Annotated in this window: 14 protein-coding genes; 10 read left to right on the top strand and 4 right to left on the bottom strand. The window is 72.2% G+C overall.

The features are described 5' to 3' along the window. Positions 1 to 81 precede the first annotated feature (81 nt). The 7 genes from ftsH to tsaE all read left to right on the top strand — a co-directional run bounded on the left by ftsH (position 82) and on the right by tsaE (position 8,380). Positions 82 to 1,998 (top strand): ATP-dependent zinc metalloprotease FtsH, encoded by a 1,917-nt coding sequence (ftsH, locus tag U8525_RS00830; RefSeq protein WP_374259790.1) that lies wholly within the window; start codon positions 82 to 84, stop codon positions 1,996 to 1,998. A gap of 156 nt (positions 1,999 to 2,154) precedes the next feature. Next, positions 2,155 to 3,378: a dihydropteroate synthase gene (gene folP / locus U8525_RS00835; protein ID WP_374259793.1), complete on the top strand. Its 1,224-nt coding sequence runs from the start codon at positions 2,155 to 2,157 to the stop codon at positions 3,376 to 3,378. 164 nt (positions 3,379 to 3,542) lie between these two features. Beyond that, the gene (glmM, locus tag U8525_RS00840; RefSeq protein ID WP_374259796.1) at positions 3,543 to 4,937 is read left to right on the top strand and encodes a phosphoglucosamine mutase; all 1,395 of its coding nucleotides are present in this window, start codon (positions 3,543 to 3,545) and stop codon (positions 4,935 to 4,937) included. A 101-nt stretch (positions 4,938 to 5,038) separates the two neighbouring features. Beyond that, positions 5,039 to 5,764 carry a pyridoxine 5'-phosphate synthase gene (locus U8525_RS00845; protein WP_374259799.1) on the top strand — a complete coding sequence of 242 codons (726 nt, stop codon included), beginning with the start codon at positions 5,039 to 5,041 and terminating at the stop codon, positions 5,762 to 5,764. A 6-nt stretch (positions 5,765 to 5,770) separates the two neighbouring features. Then, positions 5,771 to 6,145 carry a holo-ACP synthase gene (locus U8525_RS00850; RefSeq protein ID WP_374259801.1) on the top strand — a complete coding sequence of 125 codons (375 nt, stop codon included), beginning with the start codon at positions 5,771 to 5,773 and terminating at the stop codon, positions 6,143 to 6,145. Positions 6,146 to 6,159: 14 nt separating this feature from the next. Further along, entirely contained in the window at positions 6,160 to 7,692 is a 1,533-nt protein-coding gene (locus U8525_RS00855) for an NAD(P)H-hydrate dehydratase (protein ID WP_374259804.1), read from the top strand. 202 nt (positions 7,693 to 7,894) lie between these two features. Further along, positions 7,895 to 8,380: a tRNA (adenosine(37)-N6)-threonylcarbamoyltransferase complex ATPase subunit type 1 TsaE gene (tsaE, locus tag U8525_RS00860; protein ID WP_374259806.1), complete on the top strand. Its 486-nt coding sequence runs from the start codon at positions 7,895 to 7,897 to the stop codon at positions 8,378 to 8,380. 1 nt (position 8,381) lies between these two features. Here tsaE and U8525_RS00865 read toward each other — a convergent pair whose 3' ends face one another. The 4 genes from U8525_RS00865 to hutU form a co-directional block, all read right to left on the bottom strand. Then, positions 8,382 to 9,251 carry a class II glutamine amidotransferase gene (locus tag U8525_RS00865; RefSeq protein ID WP_374259808.1) on the bottom strand — a complete coding sequence of 290 codons (870 nt, stop codon included), beginning with the start codon at positions 9,249 to 9,251 and terminating at the stop codon, positions 8,382 to 8,384. A gap of 87 nt (positions 9,252 to 9,338) precedes the next feature. Further along, positions 9,339 to 10,604: an imidazolonepropionase gene (hutI, locus tag U8525_RS00870; protein ID WP_374259810.1), complete on the bottom strand. Its 1,266-nt coding sequence runs from the start codon at positions 10,602 to 10,604 to the stop codon at positions 9,339 to 9,341. 2 nt (positions 10,605 to 10,606) lie between these two features. Next, complete coding sequence (locus U8525_RS00875; protein WP_374259812.1) at positions 10,607 to 11,326, bottom strand: hypothetical protein; 720 nt, start codon at positions 11,324 to 11,326, stop codon at positions 10,607 to 10,609. A gap of 10 nt (positions 11,327 to 11,336) precedes the next feature. Further along, complete coding sequence (gene hutU / locus U8525_RS00880; RefSeq protein WP_374259814.1) at positions 11,337 to 12,992, bottom strand: urocanate hydratase; 1,656 nt, start codon at positions 12,990 to 12,992, stop codon at positions 11,337 to 11,339. Positions 12,993 to 13,260: 268 nt separating this feature from the next. On the opposite strand from hutU, the gene U8525_RS00885 reads away from it, so the two are divergent. The 3 genes from U8525_RS00885 to U8525_RS00895 all read left to right on the top strand — a co-directional run bounded on the left by U8525_RS00885 (position 13,261) and on the right by U8525_RS00895 (position 19,405). Further along, a complete protein-coding gene (locus tag U8525_RS00885; RefSeq protein WP_374259816.1) occupies positions 13,261 to 15,621 on the top strand; it encodes an FdhF/YdeP family oxidoreductase in 2,361 nt (786 codons plus the stop codon). Between the two features lie 90 nt (positions 15,622 to 15,711). Beyond that, positions 15,712 to 17,931, top strand: coding sequence for a hypothetical protein (locus U8525_RS00890; RefSeq protein ID WP_374259819.1), 2,220 nt, complete (start codon positions 15,712 to 15,714; stop codon positions 17,929 to 17,931). Positions 17,932 to 18,178: 247 nt separating this feature from the next. After that, positions 18,179 to 19,405, top strand: coding sequence for a sigma-54 interaction domain-containing protein (locus U8525_RS00895; protein ID WP_374259821.1), 1,227 nt, complete (start codon positions 18,179 to 18,181; stop codon positions 19,403 to 19,405). The last annotated feature ends 55 nt before the right edge of the window (positions 19,406 to 19,460 follow it).

A 19,460-nucleotide genomic window follows, 5' to 3' on the forward strand; every position in this document is an offset into this window, starting at 1 on the left:
CGCCGGGCACATGACGAACTCCGCCAGGGTTTCTCCTGGCACGGCCCTCATCCCGCCGAGTACCGAAAGGGCAGCTGAAACGTGCGTTCGACCTACAAGACCATCGGGCTCTGGGTCATCCTGATCGTCCTCTTCGTCGCCTTCTACAATTTCTTCTCCCAGGGCAACGAGCAGGTGCAGGAACCGACCTTCACCCAGCTTCTGACCAAGGTGGAGGAGAAGAAGGTCCGGGCCGTCTCCGTCAAGGGCAACACCTACTCCGGCACGTTCAGCGACTCGAACGACAAGTTCCGGACGACGGGTCCCGCGCCGGACGTGGCCGTGCTCAACCAGCTCCGCGCCTCCGGCGTGGACGTGAAGTACGAGCGCGAGGAGCAGAACAGCCTCTGGCTGACCATCCTCGGGCAGTGGATGCCCGTCGTCTTCCTGTTCCTGTTCTTCATCTTCTTCATGCGCCAGCTCCAGGGCGGCAGCGGCAAGGCGATGACGTTCGGGAAGTCCAAGGCCAAGCTCCTCAGCGAGAGCCACAACAAGGTCACGTTCGCGGACGTGGCCGGCGTGGACGAGTGCAAGGAGGAGCTGGAGGAGATCGTCGCCTTCCTCAAGGACCCCAAGAAGTTCACCAAGCTGGGCGGCCGCATCCCCAAGGGCGTGCTGATGATGGGCCCCCCGGGCACGGGCAAGACGCTGCTCGCCCGCGCGGTGGCCGGCGAGGCGGGCGTCCCGTTCTTCTCCATCTCCGGCTCGGACTTCGTGGAGATGTTCGTGGGCGTCGGCGCCAGCCGCGTGCGCGACCTCTTCGAGCAGGGCAAGAAGAACGCCCCCTGCATCATCTTCATCGATGAAATCGACGCCGTGGGCCGCCACCGTGGCGCGGGCCTGGGCGGCGGTCACGACGAGCGCGAGCAGACGCTCAACCAGCTGCTGGTGGAGATGGACGGCTTCGAGTCCAACGACGGCGTCATCCTCATCGCCGCCACCAACCGTCCGGACGTGCTGGACCCGGCGCTCCAGCGCCCGGGCCGCTTCGACCGCCGCATCATCGTCCCCCGCCCGGACCTCAAGGGCCGCCTGGGCGTGCTGAAGGTGCACACCCGCCGCGTGCCGCTGGCCCCGGAGGTGGAGCTGGAGGTCATCGCCCGCGGGACGCCCGGCATGACGGGCGCGGACCTGGAGAACCTGGTCAACGAGTCGGCCCTGATGGCCGCGCGCCAGAACAAGGAGCGCGTGGACCTGGCGGACTTCGAGCAGGCGAAGGACAAGGTCTTCATGGGCCCGGAGCGGCGGTCCATGATCATGACCGACAAGGAGAAGCGGAACACGGCCGTCCACGAGGCCGGCCACGCGCTCCTGGCCAAGCTGCTGCCCGGCTGTGATCCGCTGCACAAGGTCACCATCATCCCGCGCGGTCAGGCCCTGGGCGTCACCTGGAGCCTGCCCACCGAGGACAAGGTGAACGGCTACCGCAAGCAGATCCTCGACCAGATCACCATGGCCATGGGCGGCCGCATCGCCGAGGAGCTCATGTTCAACGAGATGAGCAGCGGCGCGGCGAACGACATCGAGCGTGCGACGGAGACGGCGCGCGCCATGGTGTGCCGCTGGGGCATGAGCGAGAAGATGGGCCCGCTGGCGTTCGGCAAGAGCGACGGTGAGGTCTTCCTGGGCCGCGACTTCAACGCGTCCAAGGACTACTCGGAGGACACCGCCCGGCAGATCGACGCGGAGGTCCGCAGCATCGTGGTGGGCTGCTACAACCTGGGCAAGCAGCTGCTCACGGACAAGCTGGACGTGCTCCAGCGCGTGTCCGACGCCCTGGTGGAGTACGAGACGCTCGACGCGGAGGACGTGAACATCATCCTCCAGGGTGGCCAGCTCACCCGCGAGCGCCCGGCGCCGCGCATCAGCTCCACGCCGAAGCCGACGGAGAAGAAGGACAAGCGGAAGATCCTCGACGCGCTCGAGGGCCTGCCCAACATGGAGCCGAAGAAGGCGTAGCGCCTCTGGGGGTTCCCTCCTGAAGTGACGAAGGCCCTCCCCGCTTCACGGGGAGGGCCTTTTCCGTTTTCGTCACGGCCTGCTATCCAGGGGGGATGGGGCCGGTCGACCTGGGGTTCGCCACCGCCTCCATGACTCTCCGCAGGGGACCCGAACGTGCTGCGTGCCCGCCTCATCTCGCGAGACCGTCCTGACGACCTGTCACTCGTCCTGCGTCGTCTGAACCTGTCGCCCCGCTTGCGGGAGCACCTGACGCGCGAGCTGGGCCACGCGCACGTGCTCATCACCGGGGGCCGCCCCTCCTACGAGGAGGAGCTGGTGCCGCCGCACGGCTCCAGGGAGCGGGAGAAGCTGCCCACCTGGACGGCGGGCGGCCACCTGGACCATCCCGGCGAGGCGCTCCTGTCCGGCAGCCGCCAGCAGTTCGACCGGCTCATCATGCTCGCCCGCAAGTCCCCGCGCACGGACGGCCTGGCGCGCGCGCTGGAGGAGGCGCTGGCCCCCCAGGTCGTGCCGGCGCTGGCCCTGAGCGGACGCCGGTTCGAGTGGGGCTCGCGCACGTACCTCATGGGCGTGGTGAACGTCACGCCGGACAGCTTCTCCGACGGCGGCAGCCTCCCGGACGCGGACAGCGCGGTGGAGCACGCGCTGCGGCTGGTGGACGCGGGCGCGGACATCGTCGACGTGGGCGGGGAGTCCACCCGGCCGGGCTCGCTGCCGGTGTCCGCGGACGAGGAGCTGTCGCGCGTCCTCAAGGTGGTGGAGGGCATCAAGCGCCGCTGCACCGTGCCCATCTCCGTGGACACCACGAAGGCGGCGGTGGCCAGGGAGGTGCTCAAGGCGGGCGCCCACCTCATCAACGACGTCACCGGCTTCCACTCGGACCTGGCGCTGCCCGGCGTGGTGGCCGCCGCGGGCGCCGCGTGTTGCCTGATGCACACCCAGGGGATGCCCCGGACGATGCAGGAGTCCCCCCGCTACGAGGACGTGGTGGGCGAGGTGATGGACTACCTGGAGGAGGGGATCTTCCAGGCCACCGAGGCCGGCATCCCGCGCGAGCGCATCCTCCTGGATCCGGGCATCGGGTTCGGCAAGACGCTGGAGCACAACCTCTTCCTCCTGCGCCGCCTGGAGGAGCTGCGCGGGCTGGGGCAGCCCCTGCTGGTGGGCACCAGCCGCAAGTCCTTCCTCGGGACGCTGGCGGGCGGCAAGGGCCCCCAGGAGCGCCTGGCGGCCACCCTGGGCTCCGTGGCGGCCATGGCCATCATGGGGGGCGCGGACGTGGTCCGCGTGCACGACGTGGGCGAGGTCCGGGACGCGCTGGCCGTGGCGGACGCCATCCGGCGGGCCCGGGGCGGCGGGGACCTGTACGGCGGATGACGGGCGCAAGCCCGCGCGTCGCGAACGGGCCCGTTCCGCCTGCCCGGGTGCTTGCCTGGGTGGCGCCGCATCCCTAGCTTCGGGCGCACGTGCCGGACGGGGTATAAGCCCCGGACGTGAGTGGCCGGAGCCCTTCCGGCAATGGGAAAGGTGGAGCGGCACACATGGCGTACAGGATGGGCATGCCCCTCAAGGAAGCGCAGAAGACGGAGCGGCTGTTCGGCACGGACGGCGTCCGTGGCGTGGCCAACGTCTATCCGATGACGGCCGAGGTCGCGATGAAGCTGGGCCGCGCCCTGGCGTACCTCATCCGCAACGGTCCGCACCGCCACCGCGTCATCGTGGGCAAGGACACGCGCCTGTCCGGGTACATGCTGGAGCAGGCCTTGGCCGCCGGCCTCATCTCCATGGGCGTCGACGTGGAGCAGGTGGGCCCGCTGCCCACGCCCGGCATCTCCAACCTCACCACGTCCATGCGCGCGGACGCGGGCGCGGTGATCTCCGCGTCCCACAACCCGTACCAGGACAACGGCATCAAGTTCTTCTGGCGCGACGGCTTCAAGCTGCCGGACGAGACGGAGGCGAAGATCGAGGAGCTGGTCTCCAGCGGAGAGATCGACAACATCCGCCCCACGGCGACGAAGATTGGCCGGGCCATCCGCCTGGACGACGCGCGCGGCCGCTACATCGTCTACCTGAAGGCCACGTTCCCCCGCGAGCTGACGTTGGAGGGGATGACCATCGTGGTGGACTGCGCCAACGGCGCGGCGTACCGCACGGCGCCGGCGGTGCTGGAGGAGCTGGGCGCGAAGGTCATCGCGCTGGGCGTGTCCCCGGACGGCAAGAACATCAACCACAAGTGCGGCGCGCTCCACCCGGAGGGCCTGGCCAAGGCGGTGGTGAAGCACGGCGCCCACCTGGGCGTCGCGCTGGACGGTGACGCGGACCGCCTCATCGTGGTGGACGAGAAGGGCAACGTCGTGGACGGCGATGCCATCATGGCCATCTGCACGGGCGAGCTCGTCGCGCGCAAGGAGCTGAAGAAGAAGACGCTCGTCGCCACGGTGATGAGCAACATCGGCCTGGAGCGCGCGGTGTCCCGGTGGGGCGTGAAGGTGGCCCGCACGCGCGTGGGCGACCGGCACGTCGTGGATGAGATGCGCCGCAACGGCTACAACCTGGGCGGTGAGCAGAGCGGCCACCTCATCTTCCTGAACCACACCACCACGGGCGACGGCACGCTCGCGGCGCTCCAGCTGCTGGCCGTGATGTGCCGCCAGCAGAAGCCGCTGTCGGAGCTGGCCGCCATCTTCCAGCCGGTGCCGCAGACCCTGCTCAACGTCGTGGTGAAGCAGAAGCGCGAGCTGGGCGAGCTGCCCACGGTCATGAAGGCCATCAAGAACGTGGAGCAGAAGCTGGGCAGCGCCGGCCGCGTGCTGGTGCGCTTCTCCGGCACGGAGCCCAAGGCCCGCGTGCTGATTGAAGGCGAGGACGCGGCGCGCAACGAGGCATACGCCCGCGAAATCGTCGAGGCGCTCTCCAAGGCGCTCAACGGCTAGCGACAGCGGTTGACTTCCGGGCGCCGGCCACGAATAGAGGGGCCGGCGCGGGCCCGGGCCTTCGGACAATCCCGCACCGCGCCAGCGCAAGGAGCGGGACGATGGGACAGCGACTGGGTGTCAACGTGGATCACGTGGCGACGCTGCGGCAGGCGCGGCGCACCGTGTATCCGGATCCCGTGACGGCCGCGGCGATGGCGGAGCTGGCCGGCGCCCGGCAGATCACCATCCACCTGCGTGAGGACCGGCGCCACATCCAGGACCGCGACCTGCGCATCCTCCGGGAGACGGTGCAGACGCTCCTGAACCTGGAGATGGCCGCCACCGCGGAGATGGTGAAGATCGCCTACGAGTACAAGCCGGACGTGGTGACGCTCGTCCCCGAGCGGCGCGAGGAGCTCACCACCGAGGGCGGCCTGGAGGTGGCCGGCCAGCGCGAGTCCATCGCGAAGATCATCAAGAACCTCAAGGACGGGGAGATCGCCGTCTCGTTGTTCATCGACCCGGACCTGGACCAGGTGCGCGCGGCGCACAAGGTGAACGCGGACCGGGTGGAGCTGCACACGGGCCGCTACTGCGAGGCGCGCAACGAGAAGGAGCGCGCGCGGGAGCTGGCGCGCATCGTGGACGCGGCCAAGGCGAGCGCCAAGCTGGGCATGGGCGTGGCCGCCGGCCACGGGCTCAACTACGACAACGTGCAGGACATCGCGCGCATCCAGGAGATCGACGAGCTGAACATCGGCCACGCCATCGTGGCGCGCGCGGTGCTGGTGGGCTTCGAGCGCGCGGTGCGCGAGATGCTCGAGCTGATGCGCGACCCGGGGTAGGACCGTATGCCCATCGTCGGCCTGGGGTTGGACCTCTGCTCCATCGAGCGCATCCAGCGCATCCTCGACGGTCCGCGCGCGGACGCGTTCCTGAAGCGCGTCTACACGGACGGCGAGCGGGCGTACTGCGCGCCCCGGCACGACGCGGCCAGCGCGTACGCGGCGAGGTTCGCGGCGAAGGAGGCGCTGGTGAAGGCGATGGGCGTGCCTCCGGGCGTGAAGTGGCGGGACATGGAGGTGGTGCGCGAGGGCGGCCCGCCGCGCTTCGTGCTCTCCGGGGTGGCCCGCGAGGTGATGGAAGCGCGAGGATGGGAGGCGATGCTCGCGCTCACCCATGATGCCGGCGTGGCCGCGGCCACGGTGGTGCTCCAGACGAAGTAGGGAGGGAGGAACCCATGCAGCGCGTGCTCACCGCGAACCAGATGCGAGAGGCCGAGAAGGCCGCCCAGGACCAGCACGGGATGCCGTCCGGGTTGTTGATGGAGAACGCGGGCCGCGCGCTCGCGGAGGCCGCCCGAGGCGTCGCGGGCCCGGGGGGGCGCTTCACGGTGCTCTGCGGCCCCGGCAACAACGGCGGGGACGGCCTGGTCGCCGCGCGCTTCCTCCTGGAGGGCGGCGCCCGGGTGGTGGTGTCGCTGGTGGGGGACCCCGGCAAGCTCACCTCGGAGGCGAAGCGCAACCTCCAGGCGCTGGAGGGCTTCGGTGAGTCGCCGCGCGCCTTCGAGGCGCTGCCGGAGGCGGGCCCGGGGGACGTGGTGGTGGACGCCCTCTTCGGCACGGGCCTGAAGCGCGCGCCGGAGGGCGCCTTCGCGGACGCCATCGGCACGGTCGCGCGGTGGCGGCGCGCGGGGGCGAAGGTGGTGGCGGCGGACGTGCCGTCGGGCCTCCAGAGCGACACGGCGGAGCCCTACACGCCGTGCGTGGAGGCGGACGTCACGGTGGCCTTTGGCTTCGTGAAGCCCGCGCACGAGCTGGAGCCTGGCGCGTCGCTGTGCGGCGAGGTGCGGCGCGTGGACATCGGCCTGGGCGGCGAGTCCTCGCGCGCGGTGTCCGGCGCGGAGTTGTTCCGGGTGGAGGAGAAGGACGCGCGGGAGGCGCTGCCCAGGCGCCGCGCGGACTCGCACAAGGGCACCTACGGCCACGTGCTGGTGGTGGCGGGCAGCCCGGGCAAGACGGGCGCCGCGGCGATGGTGGCCCTGGCCGCGCTGCGCAGCGGGGCGGGGCTCGTCACGGTGGCGACGCGCCCGGAGGCGCTGACGTGGGTGATGGCGCACTCGCCGGAGATCATGGGCCTCCCGCTGCCCGGCGAGGGCCCGCTGGGCAAGGGCGACCTGGAGGCCCTCAAGGCCGCGCTGGAGGGCAAGGACGCGCTGGTGATCGGGCCGGGCATCCCCCGCGGGCCGGAGACGGGCGCGCTGATTGGCGACCTGCTGGCCTCGGTGGAGATGCCCGCGGTGCTGGACGCGGACGCGCTCAACGCCGTCGCGGAGGACCTCAAGGTGCTGAGCCAGGCGAAGGGGCCCGTGCTGCTCACGCCGCACCCCGGGGAGATGGCGCGGCTGTGGGGCCGGACGACGAAGGACGTGCAGGCGCACCGCGTGGGCGTGGCGCTCAACATGGCCACGTCGCTCAACGTGACGGTGGTGCTCAAGGGCTCGCGCACGCTCATCGCGGAGGCGGGCGGGCGCGTGTTCATCAACCCCACGGGCAACGCGGGCATGGCCACGGGCGGCACGGGCGACGTGCTGTCGGGCGTGTGCGGCGCGCTGCTCGCGCAGGGGATCCCGCTGCCCAAGGCCGCGTGGACGGCCGTGTACGCCCACGGGCTCGCGGGCGACCTGATGGCCCGGCAGCGCGGCTTGATGGGCCTCATCGCCACGGACCTGTTGAAGGGCCTGGGCCACGTCTGGGTGCGGTGGGAGCGATGAGCGGCGCGTCGGACGGGCCGCGCGCGCGGACGCCGTGGCGCGTGTCAGCGCGTCGGGCGGGCCGTGCGGGTGGGCCGCGGCCTCGTCGCGGCGCGGAGGTCGCGATGAGCGGCGCGGCGGGCGCGCGGACGCCGTGGCGCGTGTCGTCGCGGCGCGCGGTCGTGCGGGTGGGCCGCGGCCTCGTCGCGGCGCGGAGGTCGCGATGAGCGGCGCGGCGCAGCCCACGCGCTCCTGGCGGCTCGTGTCTCCGTCTCCGGAGGAGACGCACCGGCTGGGCGTGAAGCTGGGGGCGCTGCTCCAGCCCGGGGACTTCGTGGGGCTGATTGGCGACCTGGGCGCGGGCAAGACGCACCTGGCGCGCGGCGTGGCGGAAGGGGCGGGCGTCGCGCGCTCCGAGGTGGCCAGCCCCACCTTCGCCATCGTGTATCCGTACGCGGGCCGCATCCCGCTGTACCACGCGGACCTGTACCGCCTGACGGACTACGACGAGCTGTACGCCACCGGGTTCCTGGACCTGGTGGGCGGCGACCACGCGATGCTCGTGGAGTGGCTGGACCGCATCCCCCAGGCCGCGCCGCGCGACTTCCTGCGCGTCACGCTCCGCCACGAGGGCGAGGAGGCGCGGAGCCTCGACGTGGAGGCCTTCGGCGCGCGGCCCGCGGCGCTGCTCGACGCGTGGCTGGGGTGAGTCAGGCCATGGAGTGCTGAGCCGCGGGCCGCGGATTCAGCACGCCGTCCGCCAGCGTCTGCACCTTCCAGCGGTGGAACACGAGCCGCGCGTCCACGCCCACCACGTCCTCTTCATCCACGGGCACCCAGTGCGGCCCGCCGCACAGCGACTCGCTGGCGACGAGGAACTGCTGGAGCGGCACGCGCGTGTTCTGCCCGCGCAGCACCTCCGGGCAGCCGCTGAGGCCGGAGGAGATGAAGAGGGTGCGGTTGCGGCGCGTGGCCACCATCGCCTCGCCATCCGTGACGAGGAAGTTCATCGCGGAGCGCTCCTTCGGCTCGCGACTTCCCGGCACGTCCGTCATCGCGGACACCAGCGTCATCGTCTCCGCGAGCGCCTGCGCCATCGCCTCCACGCTCACCGTGCCGTCGAGCGGCCCGCGCGCCGACAGCCGCGACAGGAACAGGTAGAAGCAGCGCTCGCTGTCCGTGGTGCCCTTGATGTTCACCCGCAGCTCTGGGTGGATGAGCGCCTCCACGGCGGCCTTGTGCTTCGCGAACTCGCGCAGCGTGCCGTTGTGGACGAAGGACCAGCGGCCGAAGTGGAACGGGTGCGAGTTGCGCAGCTCCACCGCGCCCACGCTGGCCAGGCGGATGTGCGCCACGACCGTGCGCGCGGAGACCTGGCTCGACACGCGCTCGAAGTCGGGGTCGCTGTGCGCGGGCCCTACGCCGTGCGCGACGAGCGGCGAGGAATCCACCCCGTAGGTGGCGATGCCCCAGCCGTCCTTGTGCTCACGCGACTGGATGAGGAGGGAATTCCTCTCCGTGACAAGGGCGGTGTGGACAGCGGCGGGAACGGCACTCCTGAAACCAAATAATCGGCACATGGTGGCAGCTGATCTCTACAACGGCCGGCCCACGACGGAAGTTCCACCTGCCCCCTTGTCCAATGCCGGGTGTTCAGCGGCATCCAATCAGGGGCAGTGATTCATTCGCGCGCGAAACACCACACGTCCGCCCTTCACCACCACGCGCGCGTGACTGACCCCCAGATGATAAGGCAGATGCCGGTAGTCGCGACAGGCGAACACCACCAGGTCGCCCGCGTCACCCACGGCCATCCGCCCCTGCCGTTGCAACCCCAAGCACTGCGCGGCCCCGCGGGTGGCGGCCCAGTAGGCCTCTGCGGCCGACAGGCCGTTCTCCAGGCAGGCGAGCCCCAGCACCAACGCCAGGTTCTCCGTCATGGAGGAGCCCGGATTCACGTTGGAACCCAAAGCAATGTTGACGCCCGCGTCGCGCAGCTTCCGGCCGGGCGCGTAGGGGCGCATGCGCAGGAAGAGGGTGGAGGTGGGTACGAGTACGGCGGTGACGTTCGCGGCGGCGAGCGCGCGGATGCCCTCGTCCGTCACCTGCTCCAGGTGGTCCGCGCTGGCGGCGCCCACCTCCGCGGCGAGCGCGGAGGCCCCGCACGCGGTGAGCTGATCCGCGTGCAGGCGCGGCGTGAGGCCCAGCGCCTTCGCCGCGTTGAGCAGCCGGCGCGACTCGTCCACGGTGAAGGCGCTGTCCTCCGTGAAGACGTCGCAGAAGCGCGCCAGGCCCTCGCGCGCCACGGCGGGGAGGATCTCGTTGATGCAGAGGTCCAGGTACTCGGCGCGGCGGTCCTTGTACTCCGCGGGCACGGCGTGCGCGCACAAGAGCGTGGGCACCAGCTCCAGCGGGGACATCCCGCCCAGCCGGCGCACCGCGCGCAGCATCTTGAGCTCGTCCTCCAGGGAGAGGCCGTAGCCGCTCTTCACCTCGGCGGTCGTCACGCCCTGCGCGAGCAGCCGCTCCAGGCGGGGCAGGGCGAGCGCGGCCAGCGCCTCCTCGCTCGCGGCGCGCGTGGCGCTCACCGTGTTGACGATGCCGCCGCCGGCCCTGGCGATCTCCAGGTACGTGGCGCCCTGGTTGCGCAGGTCGAACTCCCGGGAGCGCTCGCCCGCGAAGACGAGGTGCGTGTGCGGATCCACGAAGCCCGGGCCGACGAAGCCGCCCTCGGCGTCGATGACCTCCGTCGCGTCCGTGAGCGCGCCCTTCGGCAGGCCGGATTCGGGGCCCACGTAGGCCACGCGGCCGTCCCTCACGCCGATGCCCGCCGCCGGGCGCGGCGTGAGGGCCTCCTCCGCCGGCTGGCGGTGGGTGCCCTCCACGGTGAGCACCTCGGAGGTGTTGCGCACCCACAGGTCCAGGGCTTCCATCCTCAACGTCCTCCGCGTACGCCCGCCAGGGGCGCGTTCCAACGGGTGTCACCCGAGTGCGCGCGGCCGAAGCCGCCGGACAGCTCCAGCTTCGTGCGCGACTCGCCGAACTTGAGCTGCGCCGCCACCACGGCGCCATAGAGGTAGGTGGTCACCTGCGAGCCGGGGTTCACCAGCGACTGCTGCACGCTGACGAACGGCACCAGGCCCAGCGACATGCCGGGCTCCGGCTGCACGGTGAAGGCGCAGGTGGCCTCCACGCCGAAGAGGCTGCTGGTGCTGTCCGTGTCGCCCAGGCCGAAGTCGGACGCGCCGCGCAGGGAGAGGGCCGGGGCCAGCCCCAGCCGCTCCGACCCGACGTAGTACGACACCCCCGAGTAGACGCCGTAGCCGGGCACCGGCAGGCCGACGAACTCGCCCTGGAGCCCGAGGTGCCACGACAGCCGGTCGCTCACGGGCACCGTCACCGAGCCGTCGAGGTCGAGGCCCCACTGCTCGTTGATGAAGGGCTTCGCGTCGCCCTGGAAGGCGCCGTGCTCGCCGCGCTCCGACAGCTGCGGGGCGTTGAGGCGGGGGCCGGCGCGCACGCCCAACTGGAAGAAGTTCTCCCGGGGCAGGCCCGGGCCCAGGCGCATCACCATGGGCCCGGCGGTGGTGGGCGTGCAGCCGGCGAGCACCCCCACCCCCGCTGTCATCAGCAACGCTCGGACGCGACGTGGCATCCGGCGCACTCTAGGCGGTGAGGCCGGGGATGCGCACGCCCCGCTCCTTCGCCACGTCGATGGCCTCCGGGTAGCCCGCGTCCGCGTGGCGCAGCACGCCCATGGCGGGGTCGGACGTGAGGACGCGCTCGATGCGACGCGCGGCCTCCGGCGTGCCGTCCGCGACGATGACCTGGCCCGCGTGCAGCGAGTAGCCCATGCCCACGCCGCCGCCGTGGTGGAACGACACCCACGACGCGCCGTTCACCGCGTTCACCAGCGCGTTGAGGATGGGCCAGTCCGCCACCGCGTCCGAGCCGTCCCGCATGGCCTCCGTCTCGCGGTTGGGGGACGCGACGCTGCCGCAGTCCAGGTGGTCGCGGCCAATCACGATGGGCGCCTTCACCTCGCCCTTGCGCACCAGCTCGTTGAAGGCGAGGCCCGCCTTGGCGCGCTCGCCGTAGCCCAGCCAGCAGATGCGCGCGGGCAGGCCCTGGAACGCCACGCGCTCGCCCGCCATGTCCAGCCAGCGGTTGAGGGACTTCTTCTCGGGGAACAGCTCGCGCACCGCGCGGTCCGTGCGGCGGATGTCCTCCGGGTCTCCGGACAGCGCCACCCAGCGGAAGGGCCCCAGGCCCTCGCAGAACAGCGGGCGGATGTACGCGGGCACGAAGCCGGGGAACTCGAAGGCGTTCGGCATGCCGCCCACCTTCGCCTGGCCGCGCAGGTTGTTGCCGTAGTCGAAGACGTGGCTGCCGGCGGCCTGGAAGTCGTTCATGGCCTGCACGTGCATGATCATCGACTCGCGGGCGCGCTTCACGTAGCCCTCCGGGTCGCGCTTGCGCAGCTCCGCGGCGGCCTCCAGCGACAGGTCCGTGGGGATGTAGCCGTTGAGCGGATCATGCGCGCTCGTCTGGTCCGTGACGAGGTCCGGCTTGATGCCGCGCTTGTACAGCTCCCGGAACACCGACGCCGCGTTGCCGATGATGGCGATGGAGCGGCCCACGCGCCTGGCTTGAGCGTCCTTCGCCAGCGCCAGCGCCTCATCCAGGTCCTTGGCCACCACGTCCAGGTAGCGCGTCTCCACGCGGCGCCGGGCGCGGTGCGGGTCGATCTCCACGCCCAGGAACACGGCGTTGTTCATGGTCGCGGCCAGGGGCTGCGCGCCGCCCATGCCGCCCAGGCCGCCGGAGAGGATGAGCCGGCCGGACAGGTCGTCACTGCCGAAGTGGTGGCGGCCCGCGGCGGCGAAGGTCTCGTAGGTGCCCTGCAGGATGCCCTGCGTGCCGATGTAGATCCACGAGCCGGCCGTCATCTGGCCGTACATCATCAGGCCCTTCTTCTCCAGCTCGTGGAAGTGCTCCCAGTTGGCCCAGTGGCCCACGAGGTTGGAGTTGGCGATGAGCACGCGGGGCGCGTCCGGGTGCGTGCGCAGGATGCCCACGGGCTTGCCGGACTGGACGAGCAGCGTCTCCTCGTCGGTGAGGCCCTGGAGGCTCGACACGATGCGGTCGAACGAGGGCCAGTCCCGGGCGGCCTTGCCGGTGCCGCCGTAGACGACCAGGTCGCCGGGCTGCTCGGCCACCTCCGGGTCGAGGTTGTTCATCAGCATCCGGAGCGCGGCCTCCTGCACCCAGCCCTTGCAGGAGAGGGTGGTGCCGCGAGAGGCGCGGATGATGCGGGACATGCGGAGTGCTCCTGGAAAGAGGGCGCCAGGAAGGGGCGCTTTGGCGGGCACCCTAACCGAACACCGGGGCCGCGGGGGGGCCGGCGTGCGGGGCCGCCGCCACCCTGGAGCCCGCTGGACGCTGTGCGTCAGCAGGCCTTGCGCGCGTCGATGGAGGCGCTGGCGTGGAGCACGGGGGAGCCCCGGGCGGGCCTTGAAGGGGCTGTCGAGGCCCGCGGGCTGGCTCGGGCCGGTGGTGCGGTAGAGTCGCGCCGCGCGGAGGTGGGACATGGATCAGGGCCAGGATGGGAAGGGGAGCGCGCTGGCGGTGCCGGCGGCCCAGCCTCCGTTGGAGACCCGGGCTCCGGACGTGGGGCCGGTGAAGACGGTGGCGGGCGGGGTGCCCGCGGTGCTGAGCGCGTTCAAGCACGTGCTGGGCGAAGCGGGCCCGTGGCGCGGCGGCAGGCTCGTCTGGAAGATCAACCAGGAGGACGGCTTCGACTGCCCTGGGTGCGCGTGGCCGGACCCTGCGCACCGCTCCGTGCAGGAGTACTGCGAGAACGGCGCGAAGGCGGTGGCGGAGGAGGGCACCCGGGAGCGCGTGACGCCGGAGTTCTTCCGCGAGTGGAGCGTGGCGCGGCTCGCGGAGCAGTCCGACCTGTGGCTGGGCAAGGCGGGCCGGCTCACGCACCCCATGGTGCTGCGCGAGGGCGCCGCGCACTACGAGCCCATCTCCTGGGATGACGCGTTCGCGCTGGTGGCGGAGGAGCTGAACGCGCTGGGCTCCCCGGACGAGGCGGCCTTCTACACGTCCGGCCGCACCAGCAACGAGGCCGCGTTCCTCTACCAGCTGTTCGTGCGGCAGTTCGGCACCAACAACCTGCCGGACTGCTCGAACATGTGCCACGAGTCCAGCGGCACGGGGCTGTCGGAGACCCTCGGCATCGGCAAGGGCACGGTGACGCTGGAGGACTTCGACCACGCGCAGGCCATCTTCGTCATCGGGCAGAACCCGGGCACCAACCACCCGCGCATGCTGACGGCGCTCCAGGCGGCCGCGCGGCGGGGCTGTGAGATCGTCAGCGTCAACCCGCTGCCGGAGACGGGGCTCAACCGCTTCAAGCACCCGCAGGAGGTGCTGCACCTGTTCGGCCCGGGCACGGCGCTGAACAGGCTGTTCCTCCAGGTGCGCATCAACGGGGACGTGGCGCTCTTGCAGGGGCTGGGCAAGGCGCTGCTGGACCGGGAGGCGAAGGCGCCGGGCACGGTGGTGGACCGGGCCTTCGTCGAGGGCAAGACGACGGGCTTCGACGCCTACGTGGCGCACCTGGCCACGGTGTCGTGGGACGACGTGGTGGAGCAGAGCGGGGTGCCGCGCGACCAGCTTGAAGCGGCCGCGGACATCCTGGCGCGCTCCGAGCGCACCATCTTCTGCTGGGCCATGGGGCTCACGCAGCACCGGAACGCGGTGGGCAACGTGCAGGAGATCGTGAACCTCACGCTCCTGCGCGGCAGCATCGGCAAGCGGGGCGCGGGCGTGTGCCCGGTGCGCGGTCACAGCAACGTGCAGGGCGACCGCACCATGGGCATCTGGGAGCACGCGAAGCCGGAGTTCATGGACGCCCTGGCGCGGGAGTTCGGCTTCGAGCCGCCGCGCCACACGGGCCTGGACACGGTGGGCGCCATCCAGGCGATGCACGATGGGCGCGTGAAGGTGTTCTTCGCCATGGGCGGCAACTTCCTGTCCGCGACGCCGGACACGGAGCTCACCGCGCGGGCGCTCCGTCGGACGCGGCTCACCGTGCACGTGTCCACGAAGCTCAACCGCGCGCACCTGGTGCACGGCCAGCGCGCGCTCATCCTCCCGTGCCTGGGGCGCACGGAGCACGACGTGCAGGCGTCGGGGCGGCAGTTCGTGACGGTGGAGGACTCGATGGGGATGGTGCACGCGTCGCGCGGCGCCGTGGCCCCCGCGTCCGAGCACCTGCTCAGCGAGCCCGCCATCGTGGCCCGGTTGGCGCACGCGGTGCTGGGGGCGCGCTCGAAGGTGCCGTGGCTGACGCTGGTGGAGGACTATGACCGGGTGCGCGAGCTCATCCAGCGCTGCATCCCGGGCTTCGAGGACTTCAACCGCCGCGTGCACCAGCCCGGCGGGTTCGCGCTGCCCAACGGCCCTCGCGAGGGCCGCTTCACGACGAAGGACGGCAAGGCGCACTTCACGGTGCACGAGATGCCGCGCCACCGGCTGGAGCCCGGGCAGTTGATGATGATGACGCTGCGCTCGCATGATCAGTACAACACCACCGTGTATGGGCTGGACGACCGCTATCGGGGCATCCGCCAGGGGCGGCGCGTGGTGTTCCTCAACCCGGAGGACCTCCGGGCGCGCGGGCTGACGGCGGGGCAGAAGGTGGACCTCACCAGCCACTTCCAGGGGGAGAGGCGGGTGGCGCGCGAGTTCCTGGTGGTGCCGTACAACATCCCGCGCCAGTGCGCGGCGACGTACTTCCCGGAAGCGAACGTGCTGGTGCCGGTGGGCAGCTACGCGGAGAAGAGCCGCACGCCCACGTCGAAGTCCGTGGTCATCACCGTGGCCCCCAGCCCCGAGCCCGCGGCCCTGGTGCCCGCCAGCGCTCCGAGGTCCGGGTGAGCCCGTCGAGGCTCCAGGTGCTGGGCTCCAGGCTCCAGGGTGCTCGGGGCTTGCGCCCACGCGCCATTCGCGTGAGCCTCTCGAGGTCCCATGCCGCCGTCGGTTGAAGCCTCCTGGCCAGCGCCGCTCCTGGCGCTCCACGCTCGCGTCGCCGCCGCGGCGCCGCGAGAGGCCGTGGCGTCGAGCGCGGAGTGGCGCGAGGACTTCGCCCGCTGGGTGCGCGGCGCTTCGCTGGAGGAGCGCACGCGCGCCCAGGCCGCCGCGTGGGAGCGGCTGTCCCCGGGCGAGCGCACCCCGGCGGAGCTCCTCTTCCTCCTGTCCACCCTCAGCGAGCTGCTCTGGCCGTATGAAGAGCCGCGCCCCGGGCTCTTGAAGCAGCTGCTCGCGCGCCGGGACGCCGCGGTGACGGCGCTCCGCGACGCGGGCGATCCGGAGAGCGCGGACCGCGTCCATCGCGAGTCCGCTGTCACCATCTCCACGGTGCTCACGCGCTACCTCAAGCGCCACCCGGAGACGCTGTCGGCGCTGGTGCGCGACGTGCCCTGCACCTACGACGGCCGCGCGCTGCGCTTCCTGGGCGCGGTGGAGGTGGATCTCAAGTACGTCATGGGCACGGGGGCGAGGTCGGTGGACCTGCTGGAGCAGCTGCGCTCCCTGCTCCCCGACACGCGCGATGGCGGCCGCGACAAGCTCACCGACTTCATCCGCACGCGCGCGGCCCGCATGCCGTGGCGCGAGGCCAGTGAAGTGCTGGGCGAGCGCCTCTTCGCGCTGGCCACGTCGCCGGACGGCCGGAGCAGCATGCGCGGCTTCCTCGCGTGCTACCCCAACGGGCGCAAGGAGCCGGACTGGTGCTCGCGCGCGGGCCTCCTCCTGGCGCGCACGGTGGAGGTGGGCGGGCCGCCCGCGGTGGTGGAGAACCTCTGCGACCTGCTCACGCTCTTCGACGCGCCCCCGGTGGACGGGCTGCGCGGCGCCCTGGGCGCGCTCGTGCAGAGCGACTTCGAGACGGCCGCGGACCTGGGGCACGCGCGCTTCGTGCTCGACCACTGCCAGGCCACGATGCGCAAGAGCGAGCCCGCGCTGGCGCTCACGCTCCTGTGGCTGGAGGAGCGCCTGTTCCGCGCCTCCGTCCGGCGCGGTGTGCCGGAGGCCTTCGAGCGGCGCACTCGCGCTCGCGCGAAGCTGGAGGCGCTGTCCGGCTTCACGCACCTGGTGTGGCTGGCGGAGGAGTGCGCGGAGATGTGGCCGCGCTTCCGCACGCCCTCGCGTCCCGGGCTGGACGGGCTCGTCGCGTGGCGCGCGGAGGTCGCGCGGCGCATGGGCAACAAGCCCGTGCTGCGCAAGGCGGCCATCGAGTTCCTCCTGTGGTGCGCGCCGGACGAGGCCTCGTCGGAGGCGGAGCTGGCCACGCTGTCGCTGGTGCGCACCGCCACGGACCGGCGGCTGGTGCGCCGCATGCTGGAGCACCCGTCCCCCCGGGCCCGCTTCCGCGCCCGCGCGCTCCAGTCCTTCCTCCAGGCCGGAGCGGGGCAGGGCGCCGCTCCCGTCGAGCCCTCCGAACCCGCGACGCTGACCGGCTCCCTGCGCCACCTGCACGCGACGCGCTCGGTGCCGGTGGGCGGCCGCACGTGGCTGCGCGACCGCGACCTGGAGGACCTGCTGGTGGGCGCGGTGGGCCGCGTGGAGGCGGAGGCCGCCCAGCACCACCCCCGGCGCTTCCGCGAGGAGACGCCGGAGCTGATCGCGGGGCTGCTCGAAGGCCTGCGCTCGGAGCTGGAGCGCGTGCAGGCGGACCTGGGGTCGCTGGTGTCATCGCCGCTGTCGCTGTCCATGGCGGTGCACCGCCACGCCGAGCCTCCGCCGGAAGCCGCATCCGAGGTCGCCTTCGTCGTGTCGGTGGAGCGCGAGGGCTTCGCGCGCACCCGCCGCGTCGTCCGCGTGCCGGTGGCCAAGCTGGAGCAGCGCGGGGAGGGGCAGTGGCTGCCCACGCTCCGCCTGGGCCGCGAGCGCCTGGACGCGCTGCTCTCCCGCACCGAGGCCGCCTTCTGCCTCTTCCTGGTGCCCGCCTTCGTGCGCCCGGAGCTGTGGGTGACGCCGGCCCGGCTGGCCCGGGCGTTGATGGAGGCTCAGGGCGCCCTGTCCGGCGTGCCCCGCGAGGCCGCGCAGGCCGCGTCCCGGCCCCTGGCCCAGTGGCTGGTGTACGACGTGCTGGGCCTGTGGGTGGGCGATGAGCGCCCCGACGTCATCGACGCCGCCCGCGAGGGAGCCGCCGCCGCGGGCTTCGTGGTGGACGTCACGATCCGCTGACGGCCCGGCGCTCCGGCGCAGCCGGAACGGCCCCGAAATTGTCCGGGAATATCCAAAAGCCCCGGCGTAAAGCCGGGTGAGGGGTGCTGGAACACACCCGGGAGGGGTCCCGGGCACAGGTCCGTCCGTGGGCTGACGGAGATGGCATGCCTCGACAGCCTCCGCGCCTCCTGAGCGCGGTCCACCATCCGTCACCGGTTCCGGGGGGACCGTTTCCTCAATGAATCCGTCGAGCGAGGAGTCCGCCGTGCCGCGTTTCCACTGCGAGGTGAAGTCGGAGCAGAAGGGGGCGCGCGCACGGGCTTCGGACGACCGGCCGGGGACGTTCGTGGACGGAGTCCGGTGGCGCCATTTCCGGGCCCGGGGGCGGGGTGGCTCGGCGGCGGCGTACGCGCCCGCGCTCCACGACGCGCAAGACGAGGCCGTGACAGCCGAGCCGCTGGACCGCGACGAGGCCCCGCCCACGCTCCGGATGCAGGTGGCGCCGGGGGCCGTGGAGGCGCTCCCGGAGCCGATGCGGGCGACCTTCGGAGACCTGATCGCCACCTCGTCCGCGGCGCGGGACAGCTTCGAGCGCATGGCGCGCGCGGCGGCGTCCAACGCCACGGTGTTGCTGGAAGGGGAGACGGGCACCGGCAAGAGCCGCGCGGCGCACGCCATCCACCGCGCCGGGGCCCGTGCGAGCGCGCCGTTCCTCGTCGTGGACTGCGGCGCGCTCCCGGCCAACCTCCTGGAGAGCGAGCTGTTCGGCCACGAGAAGGGCGCCTTCACCGGCGCCATCCAGCGCCGCATGGGCGCCTTCGAGGAGGCCGATGGAGGCACCATCTTCCTGGACGAGGTCGGCGAGCTCCCCGCCGAGCTCCAGCCCAAGCTGCTGCGCGTGCTGGAGAACCGGGAGATCCGCCGCCTGGGCACCAACACGCACCAGCCGGTCAACGTGCGCGTCATCGCGGCCACGCACCGGGACCTGCGCGCGGAGGTCCAGGCGGGCCGCTTCCGCGCGGACCTCTACTTCCGCCTCGCGGTGGTGGGCATCCCGCTGCCGTCGCTGCGCCAGCGCACGGAGGACATCCCGCTCATCGTGGAGCGCATCCTGGAGGGGCTGGGGGCCACGCCGGAGCAGCTGGCGAAGCTCACCACGCCGGACTTCCTCGCGCGGCTCCAGCGCGCCCCCTGGCCGGGCAACGTGCGGGAGCTGCGCAACCACCTGGAGCGCTGCCTCGTCTTCCAGCGCGCGCTGCCGCCCCCTGCGCCCGATGCCGTGGGCTCCCAGGCCCCCGTCGCGCCCCGCACGGTGGACGCCTCGCAGACGTACGCGGAGTCGCGCCGCCGCGCGCTGGAGGCCTTCGAGCGGGACTACGTCGAGGCGCTCCTCAAGCTGCACGGAGGCAAGGTGTCCCAGGCCGCCGCCGCCGCGGACATGGACCGCGTCTACCTGTACCGGCTCCTGCGCCGGCACGGGCTCAAGAGCTGACGCGGGCCCTCGCACAAATCCCGCGCGCGACGGGAGCGGGTGGCGGAGAATCCGC

The organism is Corallococcus sp. RDP092CA (assembly GCF_041903675.1).
In the GTDB taxonomy this organism is placed as follows: Bacteria; Myxococcota; Myxococcia; order Myxococcales; family Myxococcaceae; genus Corallococcus.